17 protein-coding genes are annotated in these 13,680 nt (G+C 65.0%); 6 read left to right on the top strand and 11 right to left on the bottom strand.

Annotation, left to right across the window (positions count from 1 at the left end):
- Positions 1-10 precede the first annotated feature (10 nt).
- From ABEA33_RS06560 to ABEA33_RS06545, 4 genes are read right to left on the bottom strand one after another with little or no spacing between them, the layout of a single operon-like run.
- Entirely contained in the window at positions 11-454 is a 444-nt protein-coding gene (locus ABEA33_RS06560; protein ID WP_345525911.1) for a pilus assembly protein TadG-related protein, read from the bottom strand.
- The gene (locus ABEA33_RS06555; protein WP_345525910.1) at positions 441-902 is read right to left on the bottom strand and encodes a hypothetical protein; all 462 of its coding nucleotides are present in this window, start codon (positions 900-902) and stop codon (positions 441-443) included. The genes ABEA33_RS06560 and ABEA33_RS06555 overlap by 14 nt, the downstream gene beginning before the upstream one ends.
- Entirely contained in the window at positions 899-1,282 is a 384-nt protein-coding gene (locus tag ABEA33_RS06550) for a TadE/TadG family type IV pilus assembly protein (protein ID WP_345525909.1), read from the bottom strand. The genes ABEA33_RS06555 and ABEA33_RS06550 overlap by 4 nt, the downstream gene beginning before the upstream one ends.
- Positions 1,282-1,476, bottom strand: coding sequence for a hypothetical protein (locus ABEA33_RS06545; RefSeq protein ID WP_345525908.1), 195 nt, complete (start codon positions 1,474-1,476; stop codon positions 1,282-1,284). Before ABEA33_RS06545 ends, ABEA33_RS06550 begins: the two co-directional genes overlap by 1 nt.
- A 117-nt stretch (positions 1,477-1,593) precedes the next feature.
- Here ABEA33_RS06545 and ABEA33_RS06540 point away from each other — a divergent pair, with 117 nt between their 5' ends.
- The 4 genes from ABEA33_RS06540 to ABEA33_RS06525 all read left to right on the top strand — a co-directional run bounded on the left by ABEA33_RS06540 (position 1,594) and on the right by ABEA33_RS06525 (position 6,206).
- On the top strand, positions 1,594-3,105 hold the full coding sequence (locus tag ABEA33_RS06540; protein WP_345525907.1) for a recombinase family protein: 1,512 nt from the start codon (positions 1,594-1,596) through the stop codon (positions 3,103-3,105).
- 1,077 nt (positions 3,106-4,182) lie between these two features.
- Entirely contained in the window at positions 4,183-4,467 is a 285-nt protein-coding gene (locus ABEA33_RS06535) for a hypothetical protein (RefSeq protein ID WP_345525905.1), read from the top strand.
- Positions 4,468-4,503: 36 nt separating this feature from the next.
- The gene (locus tag ABEA33_RS06530) at positions 4,504-5,061 is read left to right on the top strand and encodes a DUF4365 domain-containing protein (RefSeq protein WP_345525904.1); all 558 of its coding nucleotides are present in this window, start codon (positions 4,504-4,506) and stop codon (positions 5,059-5,061) included.
- A gap of 200 nt (positions 5,062-5,261) precedes the next feature.
- A complete protein-coding gene (locus tag ABEA33_RS06525; protein ID WP_345525903.1) occupies positions 5,262-6,206 on the top strand; it encodes a hypothetical protein in 945 nt (314 codons plus the stop codon).
- Positions 6,207-6,376: 170 nt separating this feature from the next.
- On the opposite strand, the gene ABEA33_RS06520 is transcribed toward ABEA33_RS06525, so the two are convergent.
- The 4 genes from ABEA33_RS06520 to ABEA33_RS06505 all read right to left on the bottom strand — a co-directional run bounded on the left by ABEA33_RS06520 (position 6,377) and on the right by ABEA33_RS06505 (position 9,366).
- Positions 6,377-6,949: a recombinase family protein gene (locus ABEA33_RS06520; protein ID WP_345525902.1), complete on the bottom strand. Its 573-nt coding sequence runs from the start codon at positions 6,947-6,949 to the stop codon at positions 6,377-6,379.
- A gap of 100 nt (positions 6,950-7,049) precedes the next feature.
- Positions 7,050-7,271, bottom strand: a complete 222-nt coding sequence (locus ABEA33_RS06515; RefSeq protein WP_345525901.1) for a hypothetical protein — start codon at positions 7,269-7,271, stop codon at positions 7,050-7,052.
- Between the two features lie 274 nt (positions 7,272-7,545).
- Positions 7,546-7,899 carry a hypothetical protein gene (locus tag ABEA33_RS06510; protein ID WP_345525899.1) on the bottom strand — a complete coding sequence of 118 codons (354 nt, stop codon included), beginning with the start codon at positions 7,897-7,899 and terminating at the stop codon, positions 7,546-7,548.
- Between the two features lie 1,026 nt (positions 7,900-8,925).
- Positions 8,926-9,366, bottom strand: a complete 441-nt coding sequence (locus ABEA33_RS06505) for a hypothetical protein (protein ID WP_345525898.1) — start codon at positions 9,364-9,366, stop codon at positions 8,926-8,928.
- Between the two features lie 510 nt (positions 9,367-9,876).
- Here ABEA33_RS06505 and ABEA33_RS06500 point away from each other — a divergent pair.
- Together ABEA33_RS06500 and ABEA33_RS06495 are read left to right on the top strand one after the other, a co-directional pair.
- On the top strand, positions 9,877-10,050 hold the full coding sequence (locus ABEA33_RS06500; RefSeq protein ID WP_345525897.1) for a hypothetical protein: 174 nt from the start codon (positions 9,877-9,879) through the stop codon (positions 10,048-10,050).
- A 7-nt stretch (positions 10,051-10,057) separates the two neighbouring features.
- Complete coding sequence (locus tag ABEA33_RS06495; protein WP_345525896.1) at positions 10,058-10,507, top strand: hypothetical protein; 450 nt, start codon at positions 10,058-10,060, stop codon at positions 10,505-10,507.
- Here ABEA33_RS06495 and ABEA33_RS06490 read toward each other — a convergent pair.
- Genes ABEA33_RS06490 through ABEA33_RS06480 form a run of 3 tightly spaced genes read right to left on the bottom strand, consistent with a single transcriptional unit; the run spans position 10,470 to position 13,536 of the window.
- A complete protein-coding gene (locus ABEA33_RS06490; protein WP_345525895.1) occupies positions 10,470-11,405 on the bottom strand; it encodes a type II secretion system F family protein in 936 nt (311 codons plus the stop codon). The genes ABEA33_RS06495 and ABEA33_RS06490 overlap by 38 nt on opposite strands.
- Complete coding sequence (locus ABEA33_RS06485) at positions 11,402-12,256, bottom strand: type II secretion system F family protein (protein ID WP_345525894.1); 855 nt, start codon at positions 12,254-12,256, stop codon at positions 11,402-11,404. Before ABEA33_RS06485 ends, ABEA33_RS06490 begins: the two co-directional genes overlap by 4 nt.
- 2 nt (positions 12,257-12,258) lie before the next feature.
- Positions 12,259-13,536: a TadA family conjugal transfer-associated ATPase gene (locus tag ABEA33_RS06480; RefSeq protein ID WP_345525893.1), complete on the bottom strand. Its 1,278-nt coding sequence runs from the start codon at positions 13,534-13,536 to the stop codon at positions 12,259-12,261.
- Positions 13,537-13,680 lie beyond the last annotated feature (144 nt).

The raw sequence follows: 13,680 nt of genomic DNA, 5'->3' as shown, positions 1-13,680 counted from the left end.
CGGATCGCGCTCACCGCTCGGCCTCGACCACCGCGGAGCCGGTGGCACCGATCGTCGCGACCTCGGGCGATCCAGGGACGGTCAGCGGCAGGTCGAGCGGGGCGGTGACGTGCACGGTGACCGTCGAGGACGGGGGGTCGATGTCGATGTCGAACGTCAGGCCGGGGTACTTCGCATAGGCGCCGGACGCGGCGAGGTGCTCGCGCACCGAGCTCCGGATCCGGTCGGCGCTCAGGACGAGCCGGCCCCGGGGCACGCCCCCGCCGTACACCTCCTCGCCGGTGGCGCCGAGGTCGGCGGCGCGGAGGGCGGCGCCGTCGGCGACCGTGTCGAGGCCCTGTCGCTGGAGGTACGCCGCGGACACGTCGACGACCATCGCGATGGCCATCGCCAGGACGAGGGCGAAGCCGACGATCAGCACCGTCGTCTGGCCGCGTTCGTCACGGGGCCGCATCGTCGGCCTCGATCTCTTGGAACTGCCCCATGGGCACCGAGTGCGTGGCGTCGAGCGCGAAGCTCGGTGCATCGCCGCCGAGGATCTCCGGCATCAGCGGCAGGTCGACTCGGGAGGTGACGACGACCGTGATCACCGAGGTGCCGCGGTGGCAGTCCCGGGGGTACGGCGTGCAGGAGATGCGTACGTCGAGCGGCGCGCTGCCGATGCCCTGGTCGGCCAACGCCTGCTGGGCGGCGGCCTCAGCACGCGCCCGGCCAACGGCGTCGGACGGCGCCAGCGCGTAGGCACGGCCGGCCGCGCGGGCGGCACCGGAGACGGCGAAGGCGCCGCGCTGCACCTCGAAGACCGACACCACGATCCAGAGCATCGGGACCAGCAGCAGGATGCCCAGCCAGCTCAGCTCGACCAGGGCGCTGCCGTCCTCGCCCCGATCACGCTTCCTCATGGCGGCTGCTCCTCCACGGCGTGGCCGGTCACCTCGAGAGCGATCCCGGGACCACCGATGCCGAGCGCCGGCACCACCGCCCGGACGGTGACCTCGACGCCCTCGGCACCGTCCACGGTCGCCGTACGAGCCGACACGTCGCGGGCGAAGCGTCCCGAGATCGCGCCGTCGATCTGGTCCCGCGTGCGTGCCGCCCCGTCGTCGGGACCACGGTCGAGCGTGGCGGCGTACCGCGCGCCCTCGGACGCCGCCGACGCGAGCGTGTTGCGCACCAGCAGCACCAAGGCGACCTGGAGGATGCCCAGGAACACCGGCACCAGCACGACCAGGACGAGCACGAAGTCGACGATCGCCGACCCGCGCGCATCCCGCGCGCGCACTACTTCACCTTGTTGAGCGCCGAGGACACCATGTCCTGCAGGGCAGGGCCAGCGATCGCGGTGATGCCGACGACGAGGCCGGCCGTCATGACGGTGATCATCACCCAGCCGGGCACGTCCCCACGCTCGTCGCGCGGGCGCGGTGCCACCATCATCAGGTAGATCCTCGCCAACGCGAGGGTGAGATGTTCCATCAGTCCTGTCCTTTCGGGTCAGGGAGTGGTCAGAGACAGGCCCACGACACCGGGCCAGAAGGCGAACAGGACGGTGACCGGCAGCACACAACCGGCGCAAAACAGTAACCTTCCGCTATGAGCGACAAGCGCGTCATCCTCTACGCCCGGCTGAGCATCACGACCGACGAGTCAGTGAGCATCGAGCGGCAGTTGGAGGCGGGCCGGAAGACGTGCGAGGCACGCGGCTGGACCGTGGTTGCAGAGTATGTAGACGACGGCGTGAGCGCATCGGCAAACGCACCAGAGCACCGCAAGGGCTGGCAGCAGGTCCTCAACCACCCGCGCGGCACCTATGACCTTGTCTTGGTCTGGAAGGTCGACCGCTTGGCACGCAAGGTGCTCGACTTCCTGCATGCCGATGAGGCTCTACGCGAGCGCGGTGCGGCGGTCGCTGCGGTAGAAGACCCCATCGACATGAGCACCGGCCAGGGTCGAGCGTTCGCCACGATGCTGGCTGTCTTCGCAGAGATGGAGGCCGACTCAATCCGGGTGCGCGTGCAGGGCGCACGACGGGCGCTGATTGCGGCTGGCCGCGTGCCTGGCGGCGCTGCCCCGTTCGGCTACTACAACGCCGACAACCCAGACGGCGCGGGCAAGGTGCTGACCAAGGACCCCGACACCATCGGTTACGTAGTCGAGGCGGCTGGCCGCGTGTTGCGCGGCGACTCCGTCAACAGCGTTGCCGCCTATCTGGATGAGGTCGCACCGAGGACCGGCAGGAAGAACAGTGCCGCTCACTGGACCATCACCGTCACCAAACGCATGCTCACCAACCCGGTGCTTGCAGGCATGACGCTGCACAACCCCGGAAACGCCAGCAAGGCGCGCGGTACCGACGTGCTGCGCGACATGGACGGCATGCCCATCGTCCGCGAGGACTTGGCTGTCCTCAGCGTTGAGGAGTTCCGGCAGTTGGAGTCCCGCCTACAGGCACCGGAACCGTATGCGGCACGCACGGAGTCCTATCTGTCAGGGCTGGTGTGGTGCGGCGAGTGCAACCGCAAGATGCACCGCAACGCCAAGACGGTCCACGGCAAGAAGGTCCGCACCTTCCAGTGCTCTGGCAAGGAGGGCTGCGGCCAGTCGGTCACGCACCTAGAAGCCATCGTTGAAGAGCGCTTCCTTGCTGAGTTCGGTAACCGGTACGCCTACCGTCTGACCACTCAGCCGACCGACTACGACGTGACCGAGATAGACAACCAGATTGCCGAGGCCAAGGCGCGCATGGATGACGACGACGCCGACATCATGGCCCTTGCTGAACGCGTGCAGTCCTTGAAGACCCTGCGCAAGAACGTGCCGCCGCCAGAGGTGCGCGTCGTCAAGTCCCTCACCAGTTCTGCGCAGGAGTGGGAGGAGAACCCTCGCGAGGCCCTGCTAGGTCAGGTCGACGGCGTGCGGCTTGCGCGGGGTCGGGTTGGCCGCAAGTTCGACCAAGAGCGGCTGACGTGGATGGTCGGCACCTCAGAGTCGTTCGAGACTCTTGGCGAGGCGCTCGCCGCAACGGGCATGAGCCTTGATGAGCAGTTGACTTACCTGGCGCGTCTGCGCAAGACGTTGCAGTCGGAGCAAGCCTCTGAGGCCTGAGAGACGTTCGGAGGCATTTGCGGGGTCAAGGGCCTGCCTTTCGAGCCTCTTCCGTCGGCACTCTTGGGCAAATGCTGTCCACGGACTGAGACAGTTTCGGGAACGTCTTCGCGCAGAAGTTGGTGTCCAGATTGGTAGACACCTGGTGTCCACCGTCTAGGACCTCAGCACCTGAGTTGTACAACTGCTTGTCAACCGGAGTTGCCCGCCCTGCACCGCATTGCACCGTCCTGAGCCGGTCCTGACTTCCAGAGACCGTGAACCACTTGTCAAGCAACTGCACAACTGGCCGCTAGACGCTGGGTGCCCACTTGGTAGACAGCGTGGTGTCCACACCGTTCCTGGCCGTTCCCAGAGGGGAGGGCGTCCTGTGGACGACCACTTCCCACCGTCGGACTACACATGTGTACTTAGCAGTGAGGCCGGTCGCCAGACATGACAAAGGCGGCCCCGCGCCAACGGAACCGCCTCACTGTCACACTCGCCGGTTATAGAGAGGTAACACCCACATGGTGCCCGACAAGTCCCCTCCGGGGAACCCTTCCGACAAGGCTGTGCAACTTCGCACGTTCCTTGCCGTCGTAACCACCATCGCAGCCCTGGGACGGTTCGTCCTAGACCTGCTTCGCCTGGCGCGCTGAGAAAGACCGGCTGACTCTCGGAGGTCAGCCGGTCTCTATCTCACGTCAAGAACTCCAGCACGATGCGAGCAAGCCCAGCGACAGCGGTGGCGAGGGCCACCCACGAGCGCAGGTCAGGGCGTCGCCGTTTTGGCTGCTTTTCTTCTGAACGGTTCTCGGGCACCATGAAGGCGTCCTTCCTCTAGCGGGGTTTGTGACGTTGAGGCGGTCCCGTTCCAGCGGGGCCGCTTCGTCTTTGTGTGCTCTTGCAGGACCACGGTGACGCACGAACGGGCCTCCGTAGTGGGAGGTCCGACGTGTCGTCGCTGCACCAACCTCAGCACCCCTGACCCCGGTCGCGCTAGCACCGTGCTGTTCGCGAACCGCGTGCGGCTTGGTGCTTGACAGCCCGCTGAGCCTCAGGACACCTTCGAACATATGTTCTAGTCTGGCAGTCGTGGGGGCCAACGGACGCAAGCACGAACCGTGGCTCATCCCGCGCACGACTCGCCACGTGTGGGTGCTTCGCGAGCAGCGTTGGTTGGTGCCGTACCAGGGCTACGTCGTTGGCTGGCGACGGCACTCCTACCGGTGGTCGGCCCTGGTCACCTACGTCGCCGTAGACGACCCTGAGCGGCCACTAGTGCAGATGTGGTTACCGCGCGAGCGATTGCTGCCCGTGCGCTCGAGACCGGAAGACCTGCTGAACAACCCGTTCCCCGACCTCCTCTACCGGAAATAGCCAACCGACGCGTCCCTGTGGGGCAGAATCCGGCCCATGTCGCTGGCCCACATCCCCCAGGGGGAGCGAAACCTTCTCCAAGGGGACTTCGGGGAGGCGTGGGTCCACACAGCCGCTGCGGGATGCGGCATCGACCACGGCACGCACGCCACGGTGGACCGCATCAAGGCGGACATTCGGCTGACTCACAGCGGCATCATCGGCGGCGTCCGAAACCCGAGCGTGCTTGTGCAGGTCAAGACCACCATCGACCTGAGGGACCACGACACACATTGGGCCTACGACCTGGATGCGGCGACACACGAAGTTCTGCGTCAAACCGACCACCAGACACGTCGAATCCTGGCTGTCATCGGACTGTCGGAGGACGGTGAGACCCTGAGGCTCGAACAGGACGGAACGCTCCTGGTTGGTCAGACGAGTTGGGTATCACTAGAGGGCCTAGACGCGACAGACAGCACGTCTACTCAGGTCGTCTACCTGCCGAAAGACCAGGTCTTGGACCCAGACGGATTCCAAGCCATGCTCTCTACCTACGGCGTTCCGAGGTCCAGCCAGGTACCAGAGGTCAATGAGTGGGGTGACGGGTCATGACCGAACGCCGACCCCCTCTCGGCCCAGACGCGCTCTATGGCTTGACCTCCTATCTCGCTGCTGCCGGATGGACGGCCACGGACCTAGGGCGAACGCGACTCTGGCAGCCGAGCCATGGCGACCACACCGAACTGCAGGTAGCGCTCCCTACCAGCGCCGGCGTCTCCGACCTAGACACTCAACTGCAAGAGGCGGCGCGAGTGGTCGCCTACGTCGAGGGCCTCACGATTCGAGAGTTGTGGAACGGCGCGGCTGCTGGCGGCGCTGACACCCTTTCCCTCCGGCTCATGCCAAACGCCGAGTCTGGGTCCGCGCCTTTGGCTCTTGCGCAGGAGTCCTTGACCGCGATGCGCCGACTCCTTGTCGGGTCGACTACCGCATTGTCGAACGACGCACTGGTCCTACCCTCCCGCCGTCCCGCTGTCGCCGAGACCTACGCAGCAGAGGCCCGAGTCTCGACACGACCAGGCAGTTTCATCCTTGACGTAGAACTCCCGCTGACGGTCAAGGTCGAGCAGGCGAACATTCCGGCGTGGCAACAGTCATTGATGGCCGCTCCCGCGTTGCCCATTGGTCGTCGGGTGAGCGAGCGGCTGAGTCTGGTGGCATCGAACGCTCTCACCATGGCTCAGCTCGTGGAAGACGGTGAGGCCGACATCTCGGAGTTCAGCGACCCGACGCTGCGCCTCGGGAACAACCTGGAACTCGAAGGACTGGCTCGCCTGGGAGGCGACGAGTCCACGGACTACCAACTGCGCATCGCACAAAGCGCCCTAGCCCCGCGCTCGACACCGTCAACGCGTCTGCGAGCCACGCCTGCCCAACGCGACCGACTCTCCGAGGCAGCCGAGTACCTGCGTAGCAGCCAGGACCAGAGGGGAGTCACCATTCAAGGCACTGTGGTCCGCCTCTTCCGGGAAGGCGGACTGGGTCCGGGAGACGTCACGTTGCAGACCGTGCTCGACGACTCCGGCAAAGCCAAGACCTGCATCATGCACCTTGCCGAAGACGACTATGCAGAGGCGCTTCGAGCCCACCGTGAGGGCCTGCCGGTGGTGGCGACCGGCGACCTAGTCACAGCGGGAAACAACAGGAAGCGCCTCAGGGACGTAAGTGAGTTTCGGGTCGCGCGACCCGCGACATAGGCATCGCGCATGGGCGGCTTGCTGCACCCGACTGAAATGTGAAAAAACGCCGGACACGCATGAACCGGGTCTGAGCGAGCCGCATCCGATTTTGGATAGTGCGCCCCGACACCCGAGACCCTGAGAGCGAGTCTCAGGGCCTCATGGTTTTGCCCCCCACCGGGGCCGGGTCAGGCGCTGACGATTTCCCCAAGAGCCGTGTAGAGCGTCTGTCGACTCACTCCTAGGTCTCTAGCCACCTGTGCCTTCGGCACCTTCTGAGCGATGCGCTCACGGGCCTCCGCGACCTGTTCAGCGGTCAGCGCTGGTTTCCTGCCCTTGTACACGCCGCGCTCCTTTGCGAGCGCGATGCCCTCCGCCTGTCGCTCGCGAATCAGCGACCGCTCAAACTCGGCGATGCCCCCGAGGATGGTCAGCATCAGTTGGCCGATGTGGTCGGACTCCTCGCCCGAGAAGGTCAAGTGCTCCTTGATGAACTCGACTGTCACACCGCGCTCCGTCAGACCCTTGACCAGCGTCAGCAGGTCGACGGTGTTGCGTGCCAAGCGGTCCATGCTCGGCACTCGCAGGGTGTCCCCCTGGCGCACGTAGCCAAGCGCGGCGGTCAACTCGGGCCGGTCGGTGTTCTTGCCGCTGACCTTATCGATGAACAGCCGGTCGGAACCCGCCAGGGCCTCAACCTGCCTAGCCTCGTTCTGCGACGTGCTCGACACCCGCCCGTAGCCAACAACCTGTCCAACCATGTCTAGAACCTCCGACGTAACCGTCCAACAAACCTTAAAACAACTCTAGTTGGACGGTAGTGCAGCGATGCCGAGTCTGTCTAGTACGGGTGTACCTCAGTTAGACGGCTGACGGCTGTGCCTCACTGAACACGATGAAGGGTCCGCTTGCGTCACCGGTGGATGTGCCGTGCGCAGGAACGATGAATGTCGGGACCTTGCCCTCTGCCGCCATCGTGTTCAAGAAGTCTTCCAGAACGTCCTGCATCTCTGCGTGTTCCGTCTCCGGCCTCTTCGCCGCCCTCGCATAGACCTTCTGAATGTCCTGAACGACGTAACTCATGAGGCGCGCCTTCCGCAGTTAGGTGAGGAACCCGGAGGCTATCGCGGCAGCCTCGTGCCCGTGCAGGCGCTCGAAGGCGACGGCGGCTGACTGGTCGCCTGCCACCTCGCGCACGCTGGTGCGGTTGAGCACGGTCATGGCGTGCGGATGATTACTTACGATGGACCTCAAAAAGTGCGGGGACTTTTCCTCGGGTAGCACCCGCTCAACTACGGTCTCGCACTCTGTGCACCAGACGTAGTGCGGCTCATTCTTACGAGCGCGCTGCTCTGCTCTACGCAAGGCGAGGAGTACCGGCGCGCGGTCCGTTGATGCCGAATGCGTGCGTGTCTGTCTGAGCCTTACTCAACTCTCCGCTACGCGCTGCCTTAGATACCGCCGCGATAAGGCGGTACAGGGTCTCGGGCAAGATGGCTGGCTGAACGTTCGCCACGGTGCTGCTCTGACCGTCTGCCTCTACGGTCAACTCGTACTTATCGGCAATCAGCTTTGCCGTAATGCGTACCTCGGCGGCTGCTACCGGCGCAGACTTCTTCTGCACCTCGCCCGCCAGGCCTGCGGACTTCTCTACGCCAGGTGCTGCGGACCTGAAACTCTTTACCTTCTTTACTTCTGTACCAAATGCCATAATGACTCCTTCTGTCACTCCCTTGAGATTGTGCGGTGCCGGTAACCGGCGAAGGGACGTTCGGGGCTCTAACCAAGCCAGGGTTACCGGCACCACGTGAAGGAGTGCTTCCATATTCAATTGTACGGGCAATTCGTTCTTAACGACAACTTTTCAGCGTCAATTTACGACCCGCACTATGCAAAACGAGAACACATTCTCACTGCATATCTCTATATGACATCTTCAATCGTCCACTCTGTATCGACTTTAGGAGTTCTTCTGCAGGTCGTCGCTGTGGTTAATCACAAAGCGCAGGTACTCGCTCGCTGACATTCCCCTGGCCTGCGCTACACGTCGCAAGGTGACCTTGTCGGACTTCGTCAGCCTCAGTTCCATTCGCTCATTTAGCAACATCGTCAATTTGACCACTTCTCTCTACGGACTACCGGCCCGCACTTACATAATATACGTACATGCGTTATGTCGCGAATGACTCAGAGCGGCTCTAAGAGCCTTCCGGTAATCGAGTCAGCTCCGACTACCGGCGCGGGCTGTGCGCCTATCAGAGGGCCATTTCCCGGGAGTCTGACGACTACTCCGAGTCTTGGTAAGGCTCCGCCTTACAACCGGCCTCGCTACCGCTCGGCATCGAACTCCTCCTTGCAAGAAGGAGCAACTAGAGCAACCGACCGCAGGGAGGTTGCCGGGTTGCTAGGGCGGCGCCCTAGCGGTACTGGAGAAGGTGGCCTTTGGGCAGCACCTTGCTCTGAGGTGGCTACCAACCGTGTTGCCTCAGCACGCCCTACAGAGTGTCCTTGGAGAGTGGAATCGCGCTGCGGCGGCCAAGGGGAGGTAGGTAAACATCCGACAACCCTCGTTAGGGCAAAAGAAGACCCCGGCAAGGGAGACCTTCCACAATCTCTTACCGGGGTTCTTCTTCATTACTTCGGAGAGTAAACCTTAGGTGTAGTCCTTTGTTTGGAAGGTCTGACTTACTCAACAAGTATACCATGGATTCGACCCCAACGAGCCGTTATGAAAACGTTACGAATCGTAGGACCCTGGAAGGAGTTGGCCTTTTCGCTCAATATCGAGTTCGTTACGCACCTCGTGGTCATACTTCCGCATCGCGGAGGTTACTGCGTCTCGAGTTCGCGCTCCGGCTGGCTGTCGATACATTGCGGCAATTCGTGCCCGAACCTCCTCGATATAGTCTTTCGCCGCCTCTGTCGGCGCATAGATTTGTGCTGCGATGAGCGCAGGAGCGAAGCCTTCTAAGGCTTCCTCAGAGCCCTTGTTGCGGAACGCAGCCAGCGTTGCGTTGTGAGCCTGGGTCATGTACTCGACGAATGCCGCCTCTCGCTTGTCGCGTAGCCAGACCTTGTGTTCGCGCTTCGCAGCGCGCCAGTCGGTAAAGAGACCGGTGGTCGTTTGAAGTAGCGAACCAGCCACCAGGCCAATGAGTCCGAACACAAATGCGGTCATGAGCGCATCCTCTCGTCCGAGGTTGGGCACTGTCCACTATTGAGTTATCAAGAAGCCCTACGAGTTTGCGCGTCAAGCGCCTAGAGGTAGAACGAAGCCTTAGCAGCCTGCTGCCTGATACGGCGAGCCGATGTTCCGTTGAGCCGTCGTGCAGCACGATTCGCTCCTCGCGCAACGGCGGCAGTGGAGTAATTGTGGCGGGCGGTAGTGTTCATCGTTTTCCCCTTTGTCCCGGTGGTTCTTGCTGTTGAGACAATTTTATTGGAGGAGATTCGGCATCACCTAGCACGAACCAGTCGACTATAGGGCCAATAACTGCGCCTGCTCGGTGGGGGGCAAAACGGGCAACGGAATCAGTTGTCCAGCGTCCTTGAAATTGCGGAACCGTGGTGGGGGGCAAAAGCATGTACTGACCGACGGTCATCCACTACGTTCCAGGCATGCTCTGGGCCGGGGCGCGACGACCGCGCTGCCTGACCCGACACTAAGAATCACGAGGGAGGGCGCGACATGGGCTACGTCGTCATCGAGCACAAGTACCCGGAGCAGGACTACGAGGACATGATGAACATGCACTTGAGCAAGGGCTACAGGCTTGTTCAGGTTGTCCAGGGGTTCACGACCGCCGACGGTGACAAGACGGTGTACTGGAAGCCTCGCTACGTGTTCTTCAAGGAGGACTGACGCAACGGTGGGCAATCAAGTCTCGACCACAGCGCTTGTCGCGGTCGCCCTGGCCGGTGGCGTTGGCGCTTTCCTGGCCGGGTTGGTGGCAGCGTTCGTCAACTGGCAGACCGAGAACCGTCGAGCCAGGCGCGAGCACGAGACCTGGCTCCGAGAACAGAAGTACGCGGCCTACTCTGAGTTGGCTGCTACCGCACGCATCATCGGCACGGGTGGCAAGGCAGTCGGAGTCGATAGCACTGGCGCCGTCCAAGAGACGTTGATGATGTTCAACCAGCGCTACTACTGCGCCCTGCTCCTCATGGGTGGAGACAACCTGGGAGCGTTCGAGCAGGCACACAAGGAGTGGGTGTCTGCAAGCGAAAAGGGCAACGCGGCGCGGGACATGCTGTCCGCGATGCGCGCCGACTTCCTGGGAACTACGTCGACAAACAGCAAGGGTGCGGCTGGCTCGTAGACAGAAGATTACTGTTTGAGACTGTCTGCACCAGGAAGACGACGGGCACCATCATCAGGACCTCCTTGCGGGCGGCGGTCTCGATCAGGTCACGGCGTCCGGCCTCACGCACGTCGTCGGCCTGGGCGTGGAGCACGTCGGCCAGCGGTGTGCCTCGCTCGACGGCCACCGCGATGCCCTGGGCGAAGCGCGACACGATCGGCAGCCCGGTGGTCGCGGCCATCGCGTCGAACGCGCTGCTGACCGGCTCGCCGGTGCGGATCGCCGAAAGCACGCGACCGAGCTCGCGGGACAGCTCGCCGCCACTGCGTCGTACGACGCGGTCGAGTGCCATCACCGGGCTCTCCCCTGCCGCCACCGCGAGGGCGAGCAGCTCGGCGATCGTGGGGAACTCGGCGAGGATCTGGCGCTCGCGGGCACGCACCTGGCTGGTCAGGTGCGTGTCGCGCGCGAGTACGCCGGACACGAACGCGATCGCGCACGCCACCAGCCAGAGCGCGACGGAGCCCGGGTGCGTGAGCATCCGGACGAGGGCGATCGCCGCCGCAGCGGCGAAGGCCACCAGCCCCCACACCACCTGCTCGATGCGGAACTCCTGCACCGTCTTGTCGATGCCCGCCCGCTCCAGGCGTCGGCGTACCGAGGTCGCGCCTCCCAGCACCCGCTCGACGGCGTCGGCGGCCGAGCGCAGCAGCGGGCCGAAGACGCCGACCGCAGCCGAGGTCGGCGCCGGAGCGGCGCGCGGCCCCGCTTCGTCGAGCAGCGGCAGGTCACGGACGTAGGGCAGCACGCGCAGCGCGAGCTGCGGTCGCCGGATCGCGCGGATCCGGACCACCACGAGGAGCAGCCCGGCGGCGGCCGCAGCCCCCAGGACCGCGCCCCACATGGCGGGGGTCACGACAGGATCCGGCGTTCGACGGGGAGCCGGCCGATGCGCATCATCAGCCGGTAGGCGACCACGCAGAGTGCGGCGCCGAGCACGAGCACGAAGGCACCGACCGGCGATGCGTAGCGGTGGATCACCTCGGACTGCAGCGACATCAGCAGGAGGACCAGCCAGGGCGAAGCGACGGCGAGGCGAGCGCCGTTGACGGTCCAGGCCTGTCGAGCCTCCATCTCCGAGCGGGTGCGTGCGTCTTCGCGGAGGTACGTCGACAGGCTGCGCAGCAAGCGGCCGAGCTCGCCGCCGCCGACCTCGCGCGCGATCCGCAGGCCCTCGACGACCCGGTCCCCAACCGGATCCGCCAGCCGCTCCTTGAGCCGGTCCAGCGACTCACCGAACCGTCCCGTCACCTGGTAGTCCAGTGCGAACTGGTCGAACGCCTCCCGCAACGGCGCCGGCCCGCGCACCGCGAGCCCCGCCAACGCGTCCGGCAACGACATCCCGGCGCGTACGGCGGACGTCAGGTTGTCGACGGCCTCCGGCCACACCTCGGCCAGCTCCTGCTGGCGCCGCCGGGCCCGCCCGGACACGACGCCCACCGGCAGGTAGGCGCCCATCGCACCGAAGGCCAGCGCCACCGGCAAGGTGCCTGAGACAACCTGCATCACCAGGGCGGTGACCGCTCCGCACACCACACAGAGCAGCACGAAGCCGGTCACCGAGACCTGACCCAGGCCCGCCCGGGCGAGCAGGTCCGCCGTACGACGCGAGGTCGGCGCGCCCTCACGGGGACGGCGCGGCAGGAAGAACGCGCTCCAGACCAGCAGCAGGCCGATGCCGACCCCGAGTCCGACGAGCGCTCCCATCCTCAGCCTCCGGTCACGATCCGGTGCACGTCGATCCCGATCCGCTCGAAGCGCTCCAGGTGCGGCGGCATCCCGCCGGCCCGGCGCAGCTCGCCGCCGCGTCGTTCGAAGACCGGCTCGGTCTCGATCACGTCCTGCTCGACTCGGCCCGGGACCCCGACGATCTCGTTGACGCGACGTACGCCGCGCTCGTCGATCCCGAGGTGCACGACCAGGTCCACGGATGTCGCGACGGTCGGCACGACGAAGCGCGCGGAGATGTTCTCGCCGGCCAGCAGCGGCAGCGTGCACATCTTCACCAAGGCCTCGCGGGCGCTGTTGGCGTGGATCGTGCACATCCCCGGCAGGCCGGCGTTGAGGGCGAGCAGCAGGTCGAGACACTCCTCGGCTCGCACCTCCCCGACGACGATCCGGCTCGGCCGCATCCGCAGGCTCTCCTTCACCAGGTCGCGCAGCCGGATCTCACCGGTCCCCTCCAACCCCGACTGCCGGGTCTGCAGCGCCACCCAGTCGGGATGGGGGAACCGGAGCTCGAAGACCTCCTCCGCCGACACCACCCGGTCTCCGCCCGGGATCGCGGCGGCGAGGCAGTTGAGCATCGTGGTCTTGCCGGTCTGGGTGCCGCCGGCGACCAGGATGTTGAGGCCGGCTCGCACCGACGCCTCGAGGAACGCGGCGGCCGACGGCGTGAGGCTGCCGAGCTCGACCAGCTCACCGAGCCGGCCGGCACGCAGCACGAACTTGCGGATGTTGACGGCCGAGAACCCTCGGCTGATGCCCTCCAGCACGACGTGCAGGCGATGCCCTTCGGGCAGCATCGCGTCGACGAACGGGCTGCTCACATCGATGCGGCGGCCCGACGACTTGAGCATCCGCTCGACCAGCTCTTGGACCTGCGCGCTGGTGAGCACCAGCGTGGTCAGCTCGTGGCGACCATTGCGCGCGATGAAGACCCGGCTCGGGTCGTTGATCCAGACCTCTTCGACGGAGTCGTCGTCGAGGAACGGCTGCAGCGGCCCGAAGCCCGACACCCGAGCCACCAGCTCGCCGACCATCACCCCGACGTCGGGCACCGGCGCGACCGCGCCGGTCAGGCTGCGGTCGTCGTGCTCACGGACCACGCCCTCGGCGAGCCGTCGCACCAGCGCCGCCTCACGCTGCGGATCGACGCCCTCACGGCGTACGAGCTCGCGCACCTGCTGGTCGAGCCGCTCGACCAGCTCGTCGTGCGCGCCGGCGCCGTCGTGCGTACGGCGTACCGCGGAATTGGTCACAGACATCAGAAGCCCCCGAGATGGAATCCTTCGCAGCCCAGTCTTGCCGCAGTCGGTGCTATCGAAACAGCCCCGATCCGCTGCCTGTGGACAACGACTCTTTTCGGCGAAGGTTCCGGTCGAAAGGTGTTGATCCCCGAGATCCGATAA

It is taken from the genome of Nocardioides endophyticus (assembly GCF_039543845.1).
In the GTDB taxonomy this organism is placed as follows: Bacteria; Actinomycetota; Actinomycetes; order Propionibacteriales; family Nocardioidaceae; genus Nocardioides; species Nocardioides endophyticus.
This window is presented reverse-complemented; position numbering and strand designations above follow the sequence as displayed.

Excerpts from the sequence above, each read along its gene's own strand:
- ABEA33_RS06560 (WP_345525911.1), bottom strand. The coding sequence starts at position 454 with ATGCGGCCCCGTGACGAACGCGGCCAGACGACGGTGCTGATCGTCGGC.
- ABEA33_RS06555 (WP_345525910.1), bottom strand. The coding sequence starts at position 902 with ATGAGGAAGCGTGATCGGGGCGAGGACGGCAGCGCCCTGGTCGAGCTG.
- ABEA33_RS06545 (WP_345525908.1), bottom strand. The coding sequence starts at position 1,476 with ATGGAACATCTCACCCTCGCGTTGGCGAGGATCTACCTGATGATGGTG.
- ABEA33_RS06540 (WP_345525907.1), top strand. The coding sequence starts at position 1,594 with ATGAGCGACAAGCGCGTCATCCTCTACGCCCGGCTGAGCATCACGACC.
- ABEA33_RS06530 (WP_345525904.1), top strand. The coding sequence starts at position 4,504 with ATGTCGCTGGCCCACATCCCCCAGGGGGAGCGAAACCTTCTCCAAGGG.
- ABEA33_RS06520 (WP_345525902.1), bottom strand. The coding sequence starts at position 6,949 with ATGGTTGGACAGGTTGTTGGCTACGGGCGGGTGTCGAGCACGTCGCAG.
- ABEA33_RS06515 (WP_345525901.1), bottom strand. The coding sequence starts at position 7,271 with ATGAGTTACGTCGTTCAGGACATTCAGAAGGTCTATGCGAGGGCGGCG.
- ABEA33_RS06510 (WP_345525899.1), bottom strand. The coding sequence starts at position 7,899 with ATGGCATTTGGTACAGAAGTAAAGAAGGTAAAGAGTTTCAGGTCCGCA.
- ABEA33_RS06505 (WP_345525898.1), bottom strand. The coding sequence starts at position 9,366 with ATGACCGCATTTGTGTTCGGACTCATTGGCCTGGTGGCTGGTTCGCTA.
- ABEA33_RS06500 (WP_345525897.1), top strand. The coding sequence starts at position 9,877 with ATGGGCTACGTCGTCATCGAGCACAAGTACCCGGAGCAGGACTACGAG.
- ABEA33_RS06485 (WP_345525894.1), bottom strand. The coding sequence starts at position 12,256 with ATGGGAGCGCTCGTCGGACTCGGGGTCGGCATCGGCCTGCTGCTGGTC.
- ABEA33_RS06480 (WP_345525893.1), bottom strand. The coding sequence starts at position 13,536 with ATGTCTGTGACCAATTCCGCGGTACGCCGTACGCACGACGGCGCCGGC.